The sequence below is a fragment of the Streptomyces sp. NPDC047982 genome (assembly GCF_043204165.1).
GTDB lineage: Bacteria > Actinomycetota > Actinomycetes > Streptomycetales > Streptomycetaceae > Streptomyces.
The window spans coordinates 357,730-373,300 of record NZ_JBIDBS010000002.1 but is presented as its reverse complement, the minus strand read 5'-3'; the positions used below and the strand labels follow the sequence as shown (position 1 = coordinate 373,300).

General features: G+C 73.6%; 12 protein-coding genes. 8 read left to right on the top strand and 4 right to left on the bottom strand.

The annotated features are described in order from the left end of the window. Positions 1-84 precede the first annotated feature (84 nt). Positions 85-1,104 (top strand): aldose epimerase family protein, encoded by a 1,020-nt coding sequence (locus tag ACGF2V_RS03520; RefSeq protein ID WP_362704387.1) that lies wholly within the window; start codon positions 85-87, stop codon positions 1,102-1,104. Between the two features lie 189 nt (positions 1,105-1,293). On the opposite strand, the gene ACGF2V_RS03515 is transcribed toward ACGF2V_RS03520, so the two are convergent. Beyond that, positions 1,294-3,783, bottom strand: coding sequence for a glycoside hydrolase family 3 C-terminal domain-containing protein (locus ACGF2V_RS03515; RefSeq protein WP_362704385.1), 2,490 nt, complete (start codon positions 3,781-3,783; stop codon positions 1,294-1,296). A 263-nt stretch (positions 3,784-4,046) separates the two neighbouring features. Between ACGF2V_RS03515 and ACGF2V_RS03510 the strand changes: the two genes are divergently transcribed. Further along, positions 4,047-4,661 (top strand): helix-turn-helix domain-containing protein, encoded by a 615-nt coding sequence (locus tag ACGF2V_RS03510; protein ID WP_362620613.1) that lies wholly within the window; start codon positions 4,047-4,049, stop codon positions 4,659-4,661. Between the two features lie 106 nt (positions 4,662-4,767). Then, complete coding sequence (locus ACGF2V_RS03505; protein ID WP_362620610.1) at positions 4,768-6,753, top strand: FAD-dependent oxidoreductase; 1,986 nt, start codon at positions 4,768-4,770, stop codon at positions 6,751-6,753. Positions 6,754-6,858: 105 nt separating this feature from the next. Here the strand turns inward: ACGF2V_RS03505 and ACGF2V_RS03500 are convergent, their stop codons facing one another. Together ACGF2V_RS03500 and ACGF2V_RS03495 are read right to left on the bottom strand one after the other, a co-directional pair. Beyond that, the gene (locus tag ACGF2V_RS03500; protein WP_362704383.1) at positions 6,859-7,695 is read right to left on the bottom strand and encodes an EI24 domain-containing protein; all 837 of its coding nucleotides are present in this window, start codon (positions 7,693-7,695) and stop codon (positions 6,859-6,861) included. Positions 7,696-7,848: 153 nt separating this feature from the next. Then, positions 7,849-8,868, bottom strand: coding sequence for an NADP-dependent oxidoreductase (locus ACGF2V_RS03495; RefSeq protein ID WP_362704381.1), 1,020 nt, complete (start codon positions 8,866-8,868; stop codon positions 7,849-7,851). A gap of 160 nt (positions 8,869-9,028) precedes the next feature. Here ACGF2V_RS03495 and ACGF2V_RS03490 point away from each other — a divergent pair, with 160 nt between their 5' ends. From ACGF2V_RS03490 to ACGF2V_RS03475, 4 genes are all read left to right on the top strand, one after another. Beyond that, positions 9,029-9,478 carry a MarR family transcriptional regulator gene (locus tag ACGF2V_RS03490; RefSeq protein WP_362704378.1) on the top strand — a complete coding sequence of 150 codons (450 nt, stop codon included), beginning with the start codon at positions 9,029-9,031 and terminating at the stop codon, positions 9,476-9,478. Positions 9,479-9,646: 168 nt separating this feature from the next. Beyond that, positions 9,647-10,213, top strand: coding sequence for a hypothetical protein (locus ACGF2V_RS03485; protein ID WP_362704376.1), 567 nt, complete (start codon positions 9,647-9,649; stop codon positions 10,211-10,213). A gap of 184 nt (positions 10,214-10,397) precedes the next feature. After that, positions 10,398-11,435: a rod shape-determining protein gene (locus ACGF2V_RS03480; RefSeq protein WP_362620600.1), complete on the top strand. Its 1,038-nt coding sequence runs from the start codon at positions 10,398-10,400 to the stop codon at positions 11,433-11,435. A 22-nt stretch (positions 11,436-11,457) separates the two neighbouring features. Beyond that, the gene (locus ACGF2V_RS03475; RefSeq protein WP_362704374.1) at positions 11,458-13,212 is read left to right on the top strand and encodes a GAF domain-containing protein; all 1,755 of its coding nucleotides are present in this window, start codon (positions 11,458-11,460) and stop codon (positions 13,210-13,212) included. Positions 13,213-13,302: 90 nt separating this feature from the next. Here the strand turns inward: ACGF2V_RS03475 and ACGF2V_RS03470 are convergent, their stop codons facing one another. Further along, on the bottom strand, positions 13,303-13,734 hold the full coding sequence (locus ACGF2V_RS03470; RefSeq protein ID WP_362620596.1) for an Lrp/AsnC family transcriptional regulator: 432 nt from the start codon (positions 13,732-13,734) through the stop codon (positions 13,303-13,305). A gap of 310 nt (positions 13,735-14,044) precedes the next feature. Here ACGF2V_RS03470 and ACGF2V_RS03465 point away from each other — a divergent pair, with 310 nt between their 5' ends. Then, a complete protein-coding gene (locus ACGF2V_RS03465) occupies positions 14,045-15,529 on the top strand; it encodes an AMP-binding protein (RefSeq protein ID WP_362704371.1) in 1,485 nt (494 codons plus the stop codon). The last annotated feature ends 42 nt before the right edge of the window (positions 15,530-15,571 follow it).

Here is a 15,571-nt window from a genome sequence, read left to right as displayed (position 1 = left end):
GAGGGCGTGCGGGGCGGGCATGTGCGCGGGACGGGCGGGTGCGCGTGCGGCGGTCTTCACACCGGGCCCCTAAGGTTGGCGATCATGGACACGAGTTCGGGCACGGTGGTCCGTGCGGAGGAGTTCGGCACCCTGGCGGACGGCGCCGTCGTGCACCGCTGGACGCTGGAGCGGGACGGCACGCGGGTACGCGTCCTGACGTACGGCGGCATCGTGCAGTCGGTGGAGCTGCCCGACCGGGACGGGGTGCGGGCGGGGGTGGCGCTCGGGCTGCCGGATGCCGCCGGGTACGAGGCGTTCCCCGGTCCGTACCTGGGCGCGCTGGTCGGGCGGTACGCGAACCGGATCGGCGGGGCGTGTTTCGAACTGGACGGGCGCACGCACCGGCTCACGCGCAACGAGGGGCGCAACCATGTGCACGGCGGCGCCAGGGGCTTCGACAAGCGCGTGTGGCGGGCGCGGGAGGTGGCGGGGGGTGTGGAGCTGTCCCTGGTCTCCGAGGACGGCGAGGAGGGCTTCCCAGGGCGTCTGACGGTCTCGGCGGCGTACACCCTGGACGAGCGCGGGGCACTGCGGATCGCGTACCGGGCGACGACGGACGCCCCGACCGTGCTGAACCTGACGAATCACACGTACTGGAACCTCGCGGGCACGGGTGCGGGGGCGAGCACCGGGGACGGCGGCGGCGCGCTGGGGCAGGTGCTGCGGATCGCGGCCGGGCGGATCACGCCCGTGGACGGCGAGTCCCTGCCGACGGGCGAGTTCCTGCCGGTGGACGGGACGCGGTTCGACTTCCGCGAGCCGAGGCCGCTCGCGCCCGGCTACGACCACAACTTCGTGCTGGACGGGCCCGGCGCGGGTCCGGTGGCCGAGCTGTACGACCCGGGGTCGGGGCGGTTCCTGACCGTCACCACGACGGAGCCGGGGCTCCAGCTCTACACGGCGGACCACTTCGACGGGCGGCCGTTCGGGCCGTGCGCCGGGATCGCGCTGGAGACCCAGCACTTCCCGGACTCCCCGAACCGGCCCGGGTTCCCGAGCACGGTGCTGCGGCCCGGCGAGGAGTTCGTCTCGACGACGGTGTACGGGTTCGGGGTGCGCTGAGAGCCCATCGGGTGCCTTCGACCGGGCGGGCCACGCCCTGTAAAGGCCACTCGACAGGCTCTGAGCCCCGCAGCCGAGGGCGGGTGCCGATCCGGGGCCCGTCATCGCGTGACGGGGAGCGAGCCGCGCGCCGGTGGCCCCGCGCACCGGGACCACCGGCGCGCGGGGTGTACGGGCCGGGTCCGGCTGCTACGCGTCGATGTCCACGGCGGCCGTCAGGCGTACGTCGTCGAGGGAGTGGGCCGCCCGCAGCTCGTACCTGCCGGGGACGAACTGCCAGTCGTACGCCTCCTCGTCCCAGATCTCGTACGCGCGCCGGTCGACCGGGATCACCACCTCGGCGGACTCGCCCGGCGCGGCCTCGACGCGTGCGAAACCGGCGAGCCGACGGGCGGGGCGGTCGGCGGTGGGGCGGTGGGTGGCGAGGTAGATCTGGACGGTTTCCGCGCCGGGGCGGGTGCCGGTGTTGCGGAGTCGGACGGTGGCGCTCTGCGGGGCGGCCGTCAGGCTCTCGTACTCCCAGGTGGTGTAGCCGAGCCCGTGGCCGAACGGGTACGCGGGCGCGGCTCCGGCCCGGTCCCAGGCCCGGTAGCCGACGAAGACGTCCTCGTCGTAGTGGAGTTCACCGCCGGTGGGGGTGGTGTTCGAGACGGGGACGTCGGCGAGCGCGGCCGGCCAGGTGGTGGGGAGGCGACCGCCCGGTTCCTCGGCGCCGAGCAGCACGTCGGCCAGGGCGTGGCCGGCCTCCTGACCGGGGAACCAGCCGAGCAGCACCGCGGCGACCTCGTCGCGCCACGGGAGCTCCACCGGGGAACCGGAGTTGACGATCACGACCGTGTGCGGATTGACCGCGGCGACCGCCCTGACCAGGTCGTCCTGGTGGCCGGGGAGCTTCAGGGAGGTGCGGTCGAAGCCCTCCGACTCGACGCGTTCGGTGGTGCCGACGACGACGATCGCGGTGTCCGCCGTACGGGCCGCCTCGACGGCCTCGGCGATCAGTTCGGCCGGGTCGCGGCGCGGGCCGAGGTGGCAGAAGGAGAACGAGACGCCCGGGATGGCCGCGTCGTCGCCCAGGGTGTCGGGGACCTGCCGCAGCGAGACCTCGACGGGTTCGCCCGCGGTGAGGACGATCCGGCCGCGTTCCACGGGATTGCCGAAGAACGCCTCGCCGGGGTCGGCGGAGCCGGTGACCCGGTGCACCTCGTCGTACAGGGTCCGGCCCGCGACGGTGAGGCGGAACGCCCCGGTGCCGCGGGTGCCGAAGACGTGCTCGCCACTGTCGCGCGGGACGAAGGTGCCGGTGATCTCGACGCTGTGCAGCGTCTCGCGGGTGACGCCCTCGGGGAGGCCGTCGCCGATCCACTGCACGGTGCCGTCGTGCAGCGGGGCCGTGCCGAGGACGGTGCCGGAGGCGTCGTGGCAGACGGCCCTGAGCTCGAAGCCCTGGTGGGCGGGGACGAGTTCGTCGTTCGGGTCGGCGCCGACGCGGTAGTCGAGAACCCCCTCCGGGAGGGCGGCGGCGAGGCCGTCGAGCGGCGAGACGACGTGGTGCGGGAAGACCTGGGCGGAGCCGCCGCCGAGGACCCGGGCGTCCCGGGCGAGCGCCCCGCTGAGCGCGATCCGGCGGCCGTCCGCCGGATCGACGGGGAGCGCGGCGCGGCCGGTGTTCCCGACGGGCTCGTTGCGCACGAGGACGAAGGAGCGGCGGGCGATCTCGCGGGCCAGCGCGTCGCCGTCGACGAGCTCGGGCCGGTCGGCCGGGCCGACGGCGGGCGGGGCGCCGTCCAGGACGCCGACGCGGGCGGCGAGCCGCAGCACGTTGCGTACCGCCCCGTCGACGACGGACTCCTCGACCTCACCGGCCCGCACCGCGTCGGCCAGCGCCTTCCCGTACACGGTCTTCGGCCCCGGCATGGCGACATCGAGTCCGCCGCGGACGGCGGCGACGGTGGAACGGGCGGCCAGCCAGTCGGAGACGATGAAGCCGTCGAAGCCCCATTCGCCGCGCAGCACCGCGTTCTGGAGGTAGCGGTGCTCGGTCATGCTGGAGCCGTTGACCTGGTTGTAGGCGGACATGACGCCCCACGGATGGGCGTTCTTGACGATGCGTTCGAAGGGGGCGAGGTAGATCTCGCGCAGGGCGCGCGGGGAGACGATGTTGTCGACGGTGAAACGGTCGGTCTCGGCGTCGTTGGCGACGAAGTGCTTGACCGTGGTGCCGACGCCGCCGTCCTGCACGCCGCGAACGTAACCGGTGCCGATCTCGCCGGTGAGGTACGGGTCCTCGCTGTACGCCTCGAAGTGACGCCCGCCGAGCGGGGACCGGTGGAGGTTCACGGTCGGGGCGAGGAGGACGTGCACCCCCTTGCGGTGGGCCTCCTGGGCCAGCAGCCGGCCGGCCCGGCGGGCGAGGGCCGGGTCCCAGGTCGCGGCGAGCGCGGTGGGCGAGGGCAGCGCGACGGACGGGTCGTCGGCGCTCCACGCGGCCCCTCGGACGCCGATGGGCCCGTCGGACATCACCAGGGAGCGCAGGCCGATGGCGGGGAGCGCGGGCAGCGACCACATGTCCTGTCCGGCCAGCAGCCGGGCCTTGTCGTCGAGGCCGAGGGCGGCCAGCGCCTTCTCGACCGCGACCTCCCGGGCCGCGTCGGGGTGGATGGGGGCGGGCGTGTCTGCCACGGCCGGATCTCCTCGTCGATGTCCTGAATAGTGCTGTTTCCCATAGTCGCCACATGACCGACTGATCAGTAGGTTTCGTTATGTTTCCGTTACGCAAACGAATGGCGTACGGTCCTCGGAGCGGGGCCGGTACGCGGGGGCGGACATATCGCGGACGGACACACCGGAGTGAACATTCCGCGGCGGGCACTCGGGGACGGGGCTCCGGACGGGCACCCGGGGACGGGCCCGGGACGGACGCAGCACCGAAAGGGGCCGGGACGATGGCGCGGGCCAGAAGCGCGGAGCGGCGGGCGGAGATCATCCGTGCCGCGTTCGAGGTGATCGCCGAGCGCGGCTATCGCGGCGCCTCGCTGAGCGCCGTGGCCGAGCGGGTCGGCCTCAGCCAGCAGGGGCTGCTGCACCACTTCCCGACCAAGGAGGCGCTGCTCATCGCGGTGCTGGAGGAACGCGACCAGTGGGACCCCGGCGGCGTCGCCCGCAGCGGCGGCACCTGGCGCACCGAACTGCTGGACTCGCTCGTGGAGTACAACGCGATGCGGCCCGGGATCGTCCAGACGTTCTCGGCACTGCTCGGTGAAAGCGTGACGGAGGGCCACCCGGCCCGGGATTTCTTCACCGGCCGCTGCGCGCAGGCGCGCGCGGCCATGGCGGCGATGCTCCGCGCCGAGTTCGGCGAGCGGCTGCCGGGCGGACTGACACCCGAACGCGCGGCGCCGCTGCTGGTGGCCGTGATGGACGGGCTCCAGTACCAATGGCTGCTGGATCCGGGGGCGGTGGACATGCCCGCCGCGTTCCGGGACTTCCTGGCGCTGCTGCGTCCGGCGCGGCCGGAGGGCGAGGAGGAAACGCGGCCGCCGCGCCCCTCCCCGGAATAGCACGGCGCGTCAATTCACTTCCGTGAAAAGGAATTTGGGCCACACCTGCGGGTGATTTACGGGCGGCCCGCGCACGTGCGGAACGAGGGGGGACCAGGGTGGGCGCATGACTTCCGAACCCACCGGGCCCTCCTGCGGCCTGCCCGCCGGAACCGCGTCCGGCCCGCCGTCCGGGCCGCCTTCCCGCCGCCACGTGATCGCCGGTGCCGCGGCCGGCGCCGCCGCGCTCGCCACGGCCGCCGCCGGCCCCGCGAGTGCCGCCGCTCCCGCCGCCGTCGACGCCGCGTCCGGAACCGCGCTCGCGCCCGCGGCGGCCGGAACGGACTGGGCCACCTGCCTGGACGTCGCCCGCGCCATCCTGGTACGCGGCGAGGACGACCGGCCGCTGGTCCCGTACTACAAGGACGTCCTGCTGTCCAAGGGCCTGCCGCGTGGTCGCAAGCCCCCCAAGAAGGTGCTGGTCGTGGGCGCGGGCCCGGCCGGGCTGACCGCCGCCCGGCTGCTGCGCGATGCCGGGCACACCGTCACCGTGATCGAGGCGAACGGCAACCGCGTCGGAGGCCGTGTCAAAACGTTCCGCCGGGGCGGCCACGAGCGCGCGCGGGCGCCGTTCGCCGACCCGAAACAGTACGCCGAGGCCGGCGCGATGCGAATCCCGGACAGCCATCCCCTGGTCACCGGCCTGATCGACGGTCTCGGGCTGAAGCGCCGCCGCTTCCACCTGGTCGACGTCGACGCCCAGGGCCGCCCGGTCAACCACACCTGGATCCGCGTCAACGGCATCCGGATGCGCAAGGCGGACTACGCGGCCCGGCCCCGCGCGATCAACCGCTCGTTCGGCGTCCCGGCACGGTTCGAGGACAAGCCCGCCGCCACGATCCTGCGGGAGGCGTTCGCGCCCGTACGGGGGGAGTTCGAGGGCAAGCAGGGCCGCGAACTCGTCGAGGGCTGGGCGCGGGTCGTCCAGCGCTACGGGCACTGGTCGATGTTCCGCTTCCTGACCGAGGCGGCCAAGCTCGACGAGCGCACCGTCGACCTCGTCGGCACGGTCGAGAACCTCACCTCGCGCCTCCACCTCTCCTTCGTGCACAGCTTCATCGGAGCGTCCCTGATCAGCCCGGACACGGCGTTCTTCGAACTGCCGGGCGGCACCGGCACACTCGCCGACGCGATGTACGAGAAGGTCAGGGACCTGGTGCGGCTGGACCGCCGCGCCACCCGGATCAGCCACGGGAAGGACGGCGTCCGGATCGAGACCATCTCCGAGGGCCGCGACGGCAGACCGCTGGTGCGCGAGACGTTCACCGGCGACCGGGCCATCGTGACCGTGCCGTTCTCCGGGCTGCGCCACATCCCCGTCAGTCCCCTGCTGTCGTACGGGAAGCGGCGCGCGATCACCGAGATCCACTACGACGCGGCGACCAAGGTGCTGCTCGAATTCAGCCGCCGCTGGTGGGAGTTCGAGGAGAAGGACTGGAAGAGGGAGCTGGACCGGATCAGGCCCGGTCTGTACGACGCCTACCGGCTGGGAAAGGCACCGGCCGACGGCTCGCTGCTGGGCGCCCACCCGTCCGTGCCGTCCGGCCACCTCCCGCCCCATCAGAAGGTGCACTACGCGGCGCACCGGGCCACCGCCCGCAACCAGCCCGAGGCGGCGCACGTCATCGGCGGCGGTTCGGTCACCGACAATCCCAACCGTTTCGTCTTCCAGCCGTCCCATCCGGTCGAGGGCAGCGCGGGAGGGGTGGTCCTCGCCTCGTACAGCTGGGCCGACGACGCGCTGAAGTGGGACTCCCTGGACGACGACGAGCGCTACCCGCACGCGCTGGGCGGGGTCCAGGACGTGTACGGGCAGCGCGTCGAGGTCTTCTACACGGGCGTCGGCGCCACCCAGTCGTGGATGCGCGACCCCTACGCGTACGGCGAGGCGTCGGTGCTGCTCCCGGGCCAGCACACCGAGCTCCTCGCCCACGTGCGGTCGGTCGAGGGGCCGCTGCACTTCGCGGGCTGCCACACCTCGGTGAAACCCGCCTGGATCGAGGGGGCCCTGGAGTCGGCGGTCAGGACCGCGCTGGAGGTGCACACCGCCTGACCGCACCGGACGTGCGAGAAGTGCACACCGCCCGACCGCCCCGGACGTGCGAGAAGTGCACACCGCCCGACCGCACCGTGGCGGCCCCGGGGCGGTCCTCCTCCGTCAGCCCCGGCCGGGGGTGTACGGGGCGGGGGCCGCCCCCGCGGCGCCGGGGCCCGCGCCCCCCTGCCTCTCCTCGTCGGCGTCGCCCTCGCCGTCGCCCTCGGGTGCCACCAGGTCCCGGGCCAGCAGGGTGGCCCCGGCGACGGCGCCCGGCATCAGGAACACGGCGACGAACGGGACGAGGAAGGCGAGCCCCAGCGGCACGCCGAAGCCGAGGGCCAGCATGCGGCGGCCGCGCAGCAGGGCGAGCCGGTCCTTCAGGACCATGCCGCGCCGCTGGAGCGCGACGGCGGTGAGTTCCTCGGAGAGGAAGTAGCCGGTGACGCAGAAACCGATCGCCGGGACGACGGTCTGCCCGATCACCGGCACGAATCCGAGGGCGAACAGCAGCAGCGAGTACAGCCCCACCCGCACCAGGATCCGGACGCTGTCGACGGCGGATATCCACAGCTCCCGCCACAGCGGCAGCCCGGACTCGGGGACGTCACCGCCCTCCGTGCGGTCGACCTGCTCGGACAGCGACTCGTAGAAGGGCTGGCCGACCAGCAGCGTCACAGCGGTGAACGTGATCACGGCGAGGAAGAGCCCGAAGGCGAAGACCAGCACGGTCAGGGTGGTGCGGAGCAGCCCGAGCCACGGCGACGACCAGTCGTCGGCGAACGGCGTCGCCCACGCCACCAGGTCGTCGGCGCCGTAGCCGAGACCGACGAGCGCCGCCGCGTACAGGACGAGGGTGACGAGTCCGGGCAGCAACCCGAACCCGAACCAGCGGCCGTGCCGGCCGACCCATCGCTGTCCCGCCACCAAGTAACCGAAACCCGCCCTGAGATCACGCATGGCGTCAGAGTACTGGTGGGAGGACGGCCCCCGGGACGGCAGAGGGCCGTGCTGTGCGCCGCGACCCGCTCCCACGATCGCGACGGCCAGACACACGGGCCCGGCGCCCTCACGGCACCGGGCCCGTGTCTGCCGGGTGCGCCGTGGCGCCCGTCAGACGAGGGAGACGATCATCTTTCCGGTGTTCTCGCCGCGCAGCAGGCCGAGGAAGGCGTCGAAGCCGTTCTCGATGCCGTGGACGAAGGTCTCGCGGTACTTCAGTTCGCCGGAGGCCAGCCATCCGGCGACGTCCTCGACGCATCGCGGCTGGAGCGCCTCGTGATCGCGGACGAGCATGCCCTGGATGCGCAGCCGCTTGCCGATGACCAGGGCGAGGTTGCGCGGGGCGGGGGTCGGCTCGGTGGCGTTGTACTGCGCGATCATGCCGCAGACGGTGACCCGGCCGTGCACGTGGAGGGAGGAGATCGCCGCCTCCAGGTGCTCGCCGCCGACGTTGTCGAAGTAGACGTCGATGCCGTCGGGAGCCGCCTGGCTCAGCTGCTCGGCGACCGGGCCGTTCTTGTAGTTGAAGGCCGCGTCGAAGCCGTACTCCTCCACGAGGAGCCGGACCTTCTCGTCGGAACCGGCCGAGCCGACGACCCGCGAGGCGCCCTTGATCCGCGCCATCTGCCCGACCTGGCTGCCCACCGCACCGGCCGCACCGGACACGAACACGGCGTCGCCCGCCTTGAACGAGGCGACCTCGAAGAGTCCCGCGTACGCGGTGAGGCCGGGCATGCCGAGCACGCCCAGGTAGGCGGAGAGCGGGGCGAGCGACGCGTCGACCTTCACCGCGTGCCCGGCCGGGACCTCCGCGTACTCCCGCCAGCCGAGACCGTGCAGCACATGGTCGCCGACCGCGAAGCCCGCCGCGTTCGAGGCGATGACCTCGCCGACCGCGCCGCCGTCCATGGGCCGGTCGAGCGCGAAGGGCGGGGCGTACGACTTCACGTCGTTCATCCTTCCCCTCATGTACGGGTCGACCGAGAAGTGCAGGTTGCGCACGAGGACGCGGCCCTCGCCGGGTGCGGTGACCGGCGCCTCCCGCAGCGCGAGGTCCTCGGCCTTCGGCCAGCCGTGGGGGCGGGCGACGAGGTGCCATTCACGGCCGGTCGTGGGAAGTGCTGCGGACATGGGCTCGGGTTCTCCTCAATGCGTCACGGGTGGGGGGAAGCTTCGCCCGGGGGCTGGTGGGCCACGAAAGCGAAAATGCTTCAGGATAATGCTTCAAGACATGAAACAACGATGACCCTAGATATTTCACGTTGTCAAGTAACTGGGTATCCTGGGCGCCATGTCCACCACCCGTTCAGATCCTCTGACCCTCGAAGTCGTCGAGCTCATCGGCACCGTCGTGGCGCGCTACTACGAGGAGTACGACGAGGCCGCGGCATCCCACTCCCTCACCGGCGCCCAGGCGCGCGTCCTCGGGCTGCTCGCCCTGGAGCCGATGCCGATGCGCCGGATCGCCCAGAAACTGAAGTGCGAGCCGTCGAACGTCACCGGGATCGTCGACCGGCTGGAGTCGCGCGGTCTGGTGGAGCGCCGTCCGGATCCGGCCGACCGCCGGGTGAAACTGGCCGCCCCGACGGAGCGGGGCACGCGCACGGCTCAGGAGCTGCGCGATTCGCTCACCTTCGCGCGGGAGCCGCTGGCCGGGCTGTCGGACGCGGACCGGACGATGCTGCGGGACCTGCTGCGGCGGATGCTGGGCGAGGCGGGCCCGGCGGACGGCCTCCGGTGACTGCCCCGGCGGATGCTGCTGCTCCGGCTGCTCCGGCTGCTGGGTGAGGCGGGCCCGTGACTCCCTCCTCGGCTCCTGCTGCCGCTCCTGCCGCTCCGGCTGCTCCGGCTGCTCCATCGTGCGGCGGCGGGGACGGCCGCTCCCCGTCGGCGTGGGACCGTTGACCCCATGAACGCGGCGATCCCGTTCGGTCCCCGCGAATTCCAGCTCGTCCTGCTGCGCCGGATGGCCGACCACCAGCCCGGTCTCGTCGAGGAGGCCCGACGCGAGCTGTGCGCCTCGACCGCCGAGATACGGGAGGCGAACCGCCGTTGGCAGGCCATGGTGCGGGCGCCGCGGGGGCGGGGCGCACTGCGCCGTTACCGTTCCGTGCTGGGCGAGCCCGAGTCGTCGGCGCGCCGCGTGATCGGGGATCTGGAGTGCGACGCGTTGCGCTGGCCGGTGCCGCTCTGGCCGGAGCTGCGGTTCGAGGTGATGGTCGCTCCAGGCGGGGCCGTGTGGAACGAGTGGCTGGTCAGGGCTCCGGGCGCGGCGGGCCCCGAACTGCGCGCGGTCGAGGACCTGCGCCCCTGGTCGGCCACGGTGGACGAGGTGGCGCGGGCCTTCGCGCCGGCCCGTCCGATGGAGGGCGGCGCGCCGACCCGGTCGGCGCTCGCGATCACCGCGCCGGGGACGGGCGAGCGGCATGTCGCCGAATTCACCTGGGGACTGTTCCAGCGGCTGCTGCCCGGGTGAGCCCGGCCGGGAGGGGACGGCGGGCCCGGCGCGCCATGTCCTCCCGCCGCCCCGGCCCCGTCACTCCAGCGGCCCCGTACCCCCTACGGCTCACTCGGCGCGCGACATGACTCCGAACGGCGCACGATGCGAGGAGGGCCGGCCGCCGCCGGCACCCCCCACCGTGCTCCCGGGAGAAGCCGCCGTGACCGTCAGCCTTGAGCAGTTGCGCCGTTGCCATGTCGCCGTCGACCTCGGGGCCGCCCGGACCCGCGTGTACGTCAAGGGACTGGGACTCGTCGTCGACGAACCGAGCGCTGCCGCCGTGAACACCCGTACCGGCTCGCTCATCGCCGTCGGTGAACTCGCGGAGCAGATGACGGGTCGCACCCCCGACTACATCCGGGTGGCCCGTCCGGTCACCGGCGGGACCGTCATCGACATCGACATGGCCCAGCGGATGCTTCGTCAGCTACTGGGTGAGAAGCTCCGCCGCCAGCTGCGCCGCAAGCCCCGGCTGCGGGCCGCCGCCTGCACTCCGCACGACAGCGATCCGCTCGCCCAGCGGGCCACCGTGGAGACCCTGGTCGGGCTGGGCGCGCGACGGGTGGAGCTGGTCGACACCCTGATCGCGGCGGCTGTGGGCTGCGGACTTCCCGTCGAGCAGCCGACGGCCACCATGATCATGGTGTGCGGGGCGGCGACGACCCAGATCGCGGTCCTCTCGCTGGGTTCGATCGTGACCGCCGCGCGCGTACCGGTCGGCGGCGACGCCATCGATCACGCGGTGATCCAGCATCTGCGGCAGCACCACGAGCTGATGCTGCCGAGCCAGGCCGTGCGACCGCTCCAACTGGCGCTCAGCGGCACCGGGCCGGCCTCGCGGGCCCCCTCGATGACCGAGATCCACGGCCGGGACGTGGCGACCGGACTGGCCCGTTCGGTGCGGGTGGACACGGACTCGATCCGGCAGGCGATCCACGCCCCGCTGACCTCGGTGCTCGACGGTCTGGGCAAGGTCCTGCGCGAATGCCCGCCCGATCTGGTGGCCGACGTCACCGACTGCGGGATCATGATGGTCGGCGGGAGCGCACTGCTGCCCGGTCTCGACCGGATGCTGCGGAAGGCGACGGGCGTGCCGGTGCACATCGCGGAGCGGCCCGACGTGTGCTCCGTCCTGGGGCTGGGTGCGATGCTGGACGGGAAGATCGAACCGTTGGTTCTCGACCCGATCGCCTGCTGATCAACGCAGGGGGGGTGCACGCATGACCGAGGAATCAGCGAATCCGGAGGACGTGACCGACCAGGACACGACCGGACAGGACGCGAGCGGCCAGGACACGTCCGGACCGGGCACGGCCGCCCCGGACGCGCGAGGCGCGGGCGAGGGGCCGGGCGCGCCCTCGTCCGTCCCGGGACCGGGGGCGGCGGCGGCCGGGCCGGGACCGGAGGCAGCGGAGGCCGGCCCGGGACCGGAGGCAGCGGAGGCCGGGCCGCCGGAGGGCTCGCCGTCCCCGTTGCCGACGTTCCTGGAAAAGGTGCTCGGCGTCGGCAACGACCTCGAACTGCGCGCCACCCTCCAGCAGGTCGTGGACGCGGCGACCGCCCTGACCGGAGCCCGGTACGGCGCGCTCGGCGTGCTCGATCCCGGGCTCGGCACCATCGGCGAGCTGTTCACCTCGGGCATCGACGACCTCCCGGACGGCCGCACGGGGATGCTCGGCGCCCTCGTCGCCGAACCGCGCACGCTGCGCTCCGACGACCCGCCCGCCGACCCGCGCTCCAGCGGCGTACCGCCCGGCCATCCGGGGACGCGCTCCTTCCTCGGAGCGCCGCTGCGCGTCGAGGACCAGGTCTTCGGCAACCTCTGCCTCACCGAGAAGAGCACCGGCCGTTTCACCGACACGGACATGGCGCTGCTGCGGGTGCTGGCCTCGCGCGCCGGGACCGCGATCGGCAACGCGCGGCTGTACGAGGAGGCCCGGCAGCGGGAACGCTGGATCGAGGGGGCGGCCGCCGTCACCACCACCCTGCTGACCGGGGGCAACGCGGCCGACGCGCTGATGACCGTCGCCGAGGCGGCCCGGACGCTCGCCGACGCCGGCGCGGGGGTGATCCTCCAGCCGACCGAGGAGGGCGGCATGGAGATCGTCACCGCGTCCACGCGCGACGACCCGGCCGGGATCGTCGGCACGACCATCGAGCCCGGCTCCGCCGTACTGGTCCACCTGTTGGGCGGCGAACCGGTGTTCATCGACGACTCGGCGACCGACCCGCGGATGACGACGCATGTGCGGTCGCGGTTCGGGCCCAGCATGATGCTGCCGTTGCAGAGCGGCGGGCGGCTGATCGGCACACTCGCCCTGCCCCGGCGGCGCGGCGGCCCCCCGTACACGGCTCTGGACCGGCAACTGGCCTCGCAGTTCGCCTCCCAGGCCGCGCTCGCGCTGGTCCTGGCGGACGCGCAGCACAACCGGGAACAGCTCGCGGTGTACGAGGACCGGGACCGGATCGCCCGCGATCTGCACGACCTCGTCGTCCAGCGGCTGTTCGCGACCGAGATGATGCTGGAGTCGACCCGCCGCAGGGCTCCTTCGCCGGAGACGGACGAGTTGCTCGACCAGGCCGTGGACGAACTGGACTCCACCATTCAGGAGGTGCGGACGGCGATCTTCGCCCTCCAGCAGCCACCGGCGGAGGTTCCCACCACCTTCCGCGGCCGGGTGCTGAGGGAAACCGGGGGCGCCGCCGCCGTCCTCGGTTTCCAGCCGTCGGTGCAGTTCGACGGGGCCGTCGACGCGCTGGTGCGGGAGCCGGTGGAGCGGGAGCTGCTCGCCGTGCTGCGCGGCGCGCTAGCCGCCGCGCACCGGCGTACGGGCGTGTCGGCGATCGAGGTCGAGGTGGACGCGACAGCCGTGGAGCCGGACGGGCGCCCCGCGGTGCGGCTGGTGGTGGCCGACGACGGCCGCGAGGAGGACGGCTCGCGCTCGTCGACCGTCACCTGGCAGGCGCCGCTCTGAGCGAACCGTCACGGATGCCGGGCGGACCGTCACCGGACGGCGGGACACCGGTCCGGGCTGCCCGACGCAGGCGCCGCCCCGAACGCCGTCTCACCGGGCGGGCGCCGCCCTGAGCGCGACCCGGGTGTTGGAGTGCGCGACACCGGCCTCCCGCTTGAGCCTGCGCAGCAGACCGTCCAGGGCGGCGGTGTCGGCGACGGTGGCCCGGACGAGGTAGTCGTGGCCGCCGGTCACGTGCACCACCTCGGTGATGCCGGGAAGGGCGAGCACGGCCCGTTCGAACGTTTCGTTCGTCGTGTCGATCCGCAGTGTCACGTCGATGAACACGACCAGGCCCGTACGGGTGTCGGCGGCCGGGTCGATGATCACGGTGAATCCGCGGATCACACCGTCGCGCCGCAGTCGGCGCACCCGGTCCGCGGCGGCGTTGGCGCTGAGCCCGATCCGTGCGCCCAGATCGCGGTACGAGATCCTGGCGTCCTCCTGGAGGATGCCGAGGATTTCCCTGTCCAGACGGTCCATACCGCGATTGTCCCAGGCTTTCCCCCGATTGAGCCCGTACAAGGCATTTCGCAGCATTCCCTGGGTTTTCTCCCCAGCCTCCAAGGCATCGGTTCATCGGTTCATGTGGTGAAGAAACGACGTCCAAGGTCCCCGGCCGCTCCGGGAGCCTGTTCCGGAGCGGCCGTCGCGGGGCGGGCGCCCGGCATGGCGGCCCGCGGATCGCCGCGCACGGCGCCGACCCGCCGTTCCTGGCGGTCGTGGCGGCGCCCGTGGTCCACGCGGCGCGAGCCCGCTCCCTATGGGCCCCCAGGTCGTTAGGGTCGGGCAAATGACCCCTCTTCTGCCGCTGCCCGCCGACGCCTCCGTACGCGAGGCCGTCCGGTTCGGCGCACATTCGTTGACGTACGAACGGCTGGACGCCGCCTCCGCCCGGCTCGCCGCGCGGCTCGCCGGAGCCCGGCGGGTCGCCGTCTGGGCCACCCCCACTCCACAGACCGTGGTCGCCGTCGTGGCGGCGCTGCGGGCCGGGGTGCCCGCCGTGCCGCTCAACCCGAGGACGGGGGCGCGCGAACTCGGACACATCGTGGCCGACAGCGAGCCCGGCGCCGTGCTGGCCGGGGCGGACGACGCGCTCCCGCCCGTACTGGACGCGCCGGTCCGTATCGACGTCGACGCCGAGCCGTACGGCGACGGCGCGGCACCCGGCGTCGAGGGCGGCGCCGCGACCCCGTTCCCGGAGCCGTCCCCCGAGTCCCCCGCGCTGATCGTCTACACCTCCGGCACCACGGGCCCGCCCAAGGGCGCGGTCCTGCCCCGGCGGGCGATCGCCGCCTCGCTGGACGCGCTGGCGGACGCCTGGCGGTGGACCGGCGACGACGTGCTCGTCCACGCCCTGCCGCTGTTCCATGTGCACGGGCTGATCCTGGGCGTGCTGGGGCCGCTGCGCCGGGGCGGGTCGGTGCGGCACCTGGGCCGGTTCTCCACCGACGGGGTGGCCCGGGAGCTGTCGTCCGGCGGCACGGTGCTCTTCGGCGTGCCGACGATGTACCACCGGCTGGCCGAGGCCCTGGACGGCTCCGGTCCGGGGGCGGCCGGGCTGGCGAAGGCGCTGGCCGGGGCCCGGCTGCTGGTGTCCGGATCGGCGGCGCTGCCGGTCCACGACCATGAGCGGATCGCGGCGGCGACCGGCCGCCGGGTGATCGAGCGCTACGGCATGACGGAGACCCTGATGAACACCGGCGTCCGGGCCGACGGCGAGCCGCGCCCCGGCACGGTCGGCGCGCCCCTGGCCGGTGTCGAACTGCGCCTGGTCGAGGAGGACGGCACCGTCCTCGCGGGCAGCGGCCCGGACACCATCGGCGAGATCCAGGTGCGCGGCCCGAACCTCTTCACCGGCTATCTCAACCGCCCCGATGCCACGGCCGCCGCGCTCACCGCCGACGGCTGGTTCCGCACCGGCGACATGGCCACCCGGGACGCCGACGGCTACGTACGGATCGTCGGCCGCAAGGCCACCGACCTGATCAAGAGCGGCGGCTACAAGATCGGTGCGGGGGAGATCGAGAACGCGCTCCTCGACCACCCCGGCGTCCGCGAGGCCGCCGTCACCGGGGAGCCGGACCCGGATCTGGGCGAGCGGATCGTCGCGTGGGTGGTGCCGGCCGACCCCGCCGCTCCCCCGGCCGAGGCCGAGCTCGCGGACCACGTCGCCGCGCAGCTGGCCCCGCACAAGCGCCCGCGTGCGGTCCGCTATCTGGAGGCGCTGCCCCGCAACGACCTGGGCAAGGTCATGAAGCGGTCGCTGCACCCCTGACCGGCGGCCGGCCGGGGCCGTGCCCGCGCCCCGCGACCCGGC